Below are 5,134 nucleotides of genomic sequence, written 5' to 3'. Positions count from 1 at the left end.
CGGCCGCCGGCCGGGGGCCCCCCCCCCCGGCGGGGGGGGGCCCCGCGGGGGGGGCCCGGGGGGGGGGCCCGCCCCCCCCCCCGGGGGGGCCCCCCCCCCCGGGCCCCCCGCCCCCCCCGGGGGGGGGGGGCGCCGTGCGTTGGTCCCGTACATCCCTCAACCAGTAAAGGTACAGACCTTGACGCGCGCTGTGCGGCGGCTCTACCTTCCCTGTCAATACGTTCACAACTCCACCCGCTGTTCATGTCAGTGAACAACTTGCCCGCCGGCGAGTGGAGTTGGAGCGCCCTCGGCATCCTCCACCGGAAGGCATCCCCACATGCGCACCGGAAAGACCTCGCGCCTCCTCGGCCTCGGCACCGCACTCGCCGGTGTCACCGCCGCCCTCTGCATGGCGCCCGCCTCGGCCACCACCACGACGGTCCACCCCGCGGCAACGCCCGCCGTGGCCGCGGCGCCCGCCGCCTTCGTCCACCCGGGCGTCAACCTGGACACCGCCCAACTCGACTTCGTACGGAGCAAGGTCCAGGCGAACGCGGAGCCCTGGAAGTCCGCCTACAACCAGATGATCTCCAGCAAGTACGCCGACCTGAACCGGACGCCCAAGCCCCGGGCGAACGTCGAGTGCGGCTCGTACTCCAACCCCAACAACGGCTGCACCGACGAGCGCCAGGACGCGATCGCCGCGTACACCGACGCCCTCGCCTGGTACATCACCCGCGACGACCGGTACGCGCAGGAGTCGATCAAGCTGATGGACGCCTGGTCGGCCACCCTCCAGGAGCACACCAACTCCAACGCCCCGCTCCAGACCGGATGGGCGGGCGCCTCCTGGCCGAAAGCCGCGGAGATCATCAAGCACGTGTACGGCAACTGGCCGAACGAGTCCCGGTTCGACACCATGCTGCGCAACGTGTACATGCCCACCCTCATCAAGGGCTCCAACTCCAACGGGAACTGGGAGCTGACGATGATGGAGGCGGCGGTGAGCATCTCCGTCTACCTGGACGACAAGACGGACTACGACACGGCCATCTCCAAGTACCTGACCCGCACGGCCGCCTACGTCTACCTGCCGACGGACGGCGACCTGCCGAAGACGGTGCCGAGCCAGAACCTCAACACCCGGGACAAGATCGTAAGTTACTGGCAGGGCCAGTCGACGTTCAACGCGTCCATGGCCGGCGTCACCCAGGAGACCTGCCGCGACTTCACCCACACCGGCTACGGCATCTCCAACATCGGGCACGTCTACGAGACCGCGCGCATCCAGGGGCAGGACCTCTACCCCCAGGTCGGCGAGCGGCTGCGGCAGGCCCTCGGCTTCCAGTCCAAGTTCCAGACGGGCTCCGCGTCCAAGCCCTCCGACCTGTGCCCGGGCAAGAGCCTCACACTCGGCCTCGGCCCGATCACCGAGGTCGGCTTCAACGCGCTGCACACCCGCAAGGGCGTCGCCATGACCCAGACCCAGGCCCTGACCGAGTCCCAGCGCCCCGCGGGCTCGAACGACCTGTTCGTCGCCTGGGAGACGCTCACCAACGCCGAGAACCCCAACTAGGCCCTCCCGTTCGGACCTTGCCGGGCTCGCGCGCCCCGGCCGGCGGAGGGAACAAACCCCAACCCGACGCCGCCCGGGGCGCCGCCGGTCCCGGGGACCGTACGGGACCCGCTCGGACCGGCCCGGACCGGGTGGGCCGGTGGGCTCCGCCCGCCGTCGCTGTCAGGCGGAGAGTTCCACGGACAGCGGCTCCTGGCGCGCGTGGGACACCAGACGCAGGCAGTCGGCAGGGTTGTCGCGGACCGGGCGGCGTACGACGTCGGCGGCCATCGTGCCGATGACGTCCAGGCGGTGGTGGTAGAGGCCGAGCAGGACCCGGACGAGCGGACGGTATTCGAGGGGGACCTGCGCGACGACGCGGCCCGCCTCCAGCAGGGTCGCGCGGGCCTTGTCCGCGGTGGCGAGCACCAGGGCGCCGACGGCGGGGGTGGCGTGGCCCCGCTCCAGGTCCTCGCGGGTCACGCCGTAGTGCTCCAGGTCGGAGCGCGGGAGCGCGAACCGGCCTTCCGCGACGTCCTCGGTGAGGTCGGTGAGCAGGTCGGTGCGCTGGCAGGCGTCCGCGACGAGCCGGCAGGACGCGGCGAACTCGTCGTCGGGCACGAGATGCGGGGTCAGGCCGGTGCTCAGCATGATCCCGGGCCAGGTCAGGGTGTCGATGTAGTGCTGGTACGCGGCCTCGTCGGCGAACCCGGGGAACTCCAGGTCGATCCTGGTGCCGGCCAGGTAGGTGTCGAACCAGTGGCGCGGCAGGCCCACCGCCTCGGCCGAGTGCACGAAGGCCCGCAGCAGCGGATGGTGCGAGTCGCCGGTGTCCAGGGCCCGCGTCACATGGGCGGTCCAGGCGTCGAGCTGCCGCACGCGCGCGTCCGGAGTGCCCTTGTCGCACACGTCGTCGGTGAACCCGAGCATCGAGGCGCCCGTCAGCGCGTGCGGCAGGAAACCCGCCGGAGCCTGGAGGCGCACCACGCCGTAGAGCGCGGGCTCCCTGCGGCGCAGATAGCGCGCGGCGGCGGTGTAGTCGGCGCGCAGCCCGGCCGACCGCACCCCCGCGAGATCCAGACAACGACGCCATGAACGCACGGACAGACTCCAGGAAGAGGGGCGGTACTCGGTACCCGGCACAACGGACAGCGTCCAGGGTAACGACCCGGCGCGGTCCGGGAGCGGGAGAGGGGGGGGGGGGGGCCCCCCCCCGCGGGGGGGGGCCCCCCCCCCCCCGGGGGGGCGCCCCGGGGGGGGGCGGGGGGCCCCCCCCGGCCCCCCCCGGCCCCCCCCCGGCGGGGGGGGGGCCCCCCGGGCGGGGGGGGGGCCCCCGGGGGGCCCGGGGGGGCCCCCGGGGGCGGCCCCGGGCGCCGCGCTACGGGCGGGCGCCCACGTTCACGGCGGCCCAGGCGTTCGCCACCGCCGTGTACTCGGCGGAGCCGCTTCCGTACAGGTCGGCGGCGGCGGCGAGGGTGCCCGTACGGGCCGACGCGTAGTTCGTGTTGCTGGTGAACTTCGTGCTCAGCGCGCGGAACCAGATCTGCTCGGCCTTGTCGCGGCCGATACCGGTCACGGCCTTGCCGTCCGACGTCGGCGAGTTGTACTTCACGCCGTTGATGGTCTTCGCGCCGCTGCCCTCGGACAGGAGGTAGAAGAAGTGGTTCGCGACACCGGACGAGTAGTGCACGTCGAGCCGGCCGGTGCTGGAGGACCAGTAGTCGGCGGAGGCGCCGTCCTTGCTCGGCTGGTCCATGTAGCGCAGCGGGGTGCCGTCGCCGTTGATGTTGATCTTCTCGCCGATCAGGTAGTCGCCCGGGTCCGAGGCGTTGTTCGCGTACCACTCGACAGAGGTGCCGAAGATGTCCGAGGTGGCCTCGTTCAGGCCGCCGGACTCCCCGGAGTACACCAGGCCGGCCGTGGCGGCGGTGACGCCGTGGGACATCTCGTGCCCGGCCACGTCGATCGCCGTGAGCGGGTCCTTGTTCCCCGCGCCGTCGCCGTACGTCATGCAGAAGCAGGAGTCGTCCCAGAACGCGTTCACATAGCCGCTGCTGTAGTGCACGCGGGAGTACGCCCCCTTGCCGTCGCCCGCGATGCCGGTGCGGCCGTGCACGTCCTTGTAGTAGTCCCAGGTCAGCCCGGCACCGTAGGCGGCGTCCGCCGCGGCGGTCTCGTTGTTGGCGGCGGTGCCGTCGCCCCACGTGTCGTCGGGTCCTGAGAAGAGGGTCCCGCGCCCGCTGGTGCCGCGCTTGAGGTCGTACGTGTTGTGCCCGCCGCGCGCGCTGTCGGTGAGCTGGTACGTGGACCCGGACTTCACGGAGTTGAGGGTGACCTTCCCGCTGTACTCCGTGTTGCCGACGCCGGTCTCGATGCCCTGCCACTGGAAGATCTTCTTGCCGGTGACGGCGTTGGTGACGACGTGCAGCTGGTTCGGCGTGCCGTCCTCCTGGAAGCCGCCGACGACCGTCTCGTACGCCAGCACGGGGGAGCCCTCGGCCATCCACACGACCTTGCGCGGCGCGGCGTCGGGCGCTGTCCTGGACGACCCGGCCGAGGCCGCGGCGCTCAGCGCCTGCTTCCTGGCGGTCGCGGGCGTGACGGCGGCCGTCGTGGAGACGCCCGTGAGGCCGGCGGAGGACGCCCTGTCGACGGACTTCGTGGTCCCGGCGGACGAGGTCGCGACGATCAGATCGCCACCGAGTACGGGCAGGCCCTGGTAGGTGCGCTCGTAGCGGGTGTGCGTCGTGCCGTCGACGTCCTGGACGACGTCCTTGACGACCAGCTTCTCCTGCGCGCCGAGCCCGAGCTTCTTGGCCGCGGCCGTGGTGCCGGCCTCGGCCTTGGCTATCAGCTGGGCGTGCAGCGACGCGCTCAGCTCGCGGGGCAGGGCGCCGGGGCGGGCGTCCGAGCCCGCCGCGATCAGCGCGGCGGGTGCGACACCGGGCGCGCTCGCGGCGCCTGCGGAGGCGGTGCCCGCCTGGACACCGACGGCCAGGAGCGCGGCTGCGGCGACGGCGGCACCGATGGTCACGGCGCGGCTTTTGGGCGTGGATCTCACGCGGTCTCCTTGTGCGAGGGGGGTACCGGGCACGGGGTAGGCGCCCGGCGTTGGCATGAGCATGTCCGAGCTCTGCCGAACGCAGGAAGACTCGCAGGCGGGCTGTGTTGTTGTCAGGAGCGCGTCATTCGATTGACCGGAAACCGCCGGTGGCGAGCGTTCCGCCGCCCCTCGCCCGGGTGTTGCGGCCCTGTTACGGCATCCACGTGACGGGCGGGGAAACAGGACGCAACCCGGACGTAGCGGCCCGGTCCTGACGCCCGCCCGATGGTCCACGGGCCCACCGCACACGTTTCTGTGCGACCGAAAGAATCAAGCCGCGACGGGAATGGGCCTGAGCGCCATGCCGTGCCGGCCGGGACCGGAGGGCTCGGCCCGAGAGCGCGGCTGAATCACGTGTCGGGAGTTGCCGACGCCGGCGCGCGGGCCGGGATCGAGAAAGGGGGGGGGGGGGGGGGGGGGGGGGGGGGGGGGGGCCCCCCCGAAGCGAGGGGAGGGGGCGGGACGGACCGCCGACGCGCTGGCGGGGAGCGCGC

The 5,134-nt window shown here is 72.7% G+C and carries 3 protein-coding genes; 1 reads left to right on the top strand and 2 read right to left on the bottom strand.

What is annotated here, in order from left to right:
- The first annotated feature begins 319 nt into the window (after positions 1-319).
- Positions 320-1,558 (top strand): alginate lyase family protein, encoded by a 1,239-nt coding sequence (locus LCE31_RS06250; RefSeq protein ID WP_374118416.1) that lies wholly within the window; start codon positions 320-322, stop codon positions 1,556-1,558.
- A gap of 162 nt (positions 1,559-1,720) precedes the next feature.
- On the opposite strand, the gene LCE31_RS06245 is transcribed toward LCE31_RS06250, so the two are convergent.
- Together LCE31_RS06245 and LCE31_RS06240 are read right to left on the bottom strand one after the other, a co-directional pair.
- Positions 1,721-2,638 (bottom strand): squalene/phytoene synthase family protein, encoded by a 918-nt coding sequence (locus LCE31_RS06245; protein ID WP_225012969.1) that lies wholly within the window; start codon positions 2,636-2,638, stop codon positions 1,721-1,723.
- Positions 2,639-2,915: 277 nt separating this feature from the next.
- On the bottom strand, positions 2,916-4,598 hold the full coding sequence (locus LCE31_RS06240) for a M4 family metallopeptidase (protein ID WP_225012968.1): 1,683 nt from the start codon (positions 4,596-4,598) through the stop codon (positions 2,916-2,918).
- Positions 4,599-5,134 lie beyond the last annotated feature (536 nt).

It is taken from the genome of Streptomyces sp. 8L (genome assembly GCF_020176795.1).
In the GTDB taxonomy this organism is placed as follows: Bacteria; Actinomycetota; Actinomycetes; order Streptomycetales; family Streptomycetaceae; genus Streptomyces.
Note: the sequence above shows the minus strand (reverse complement) of the source record. Positions and strands in the feature narration are given on the sequence as shown.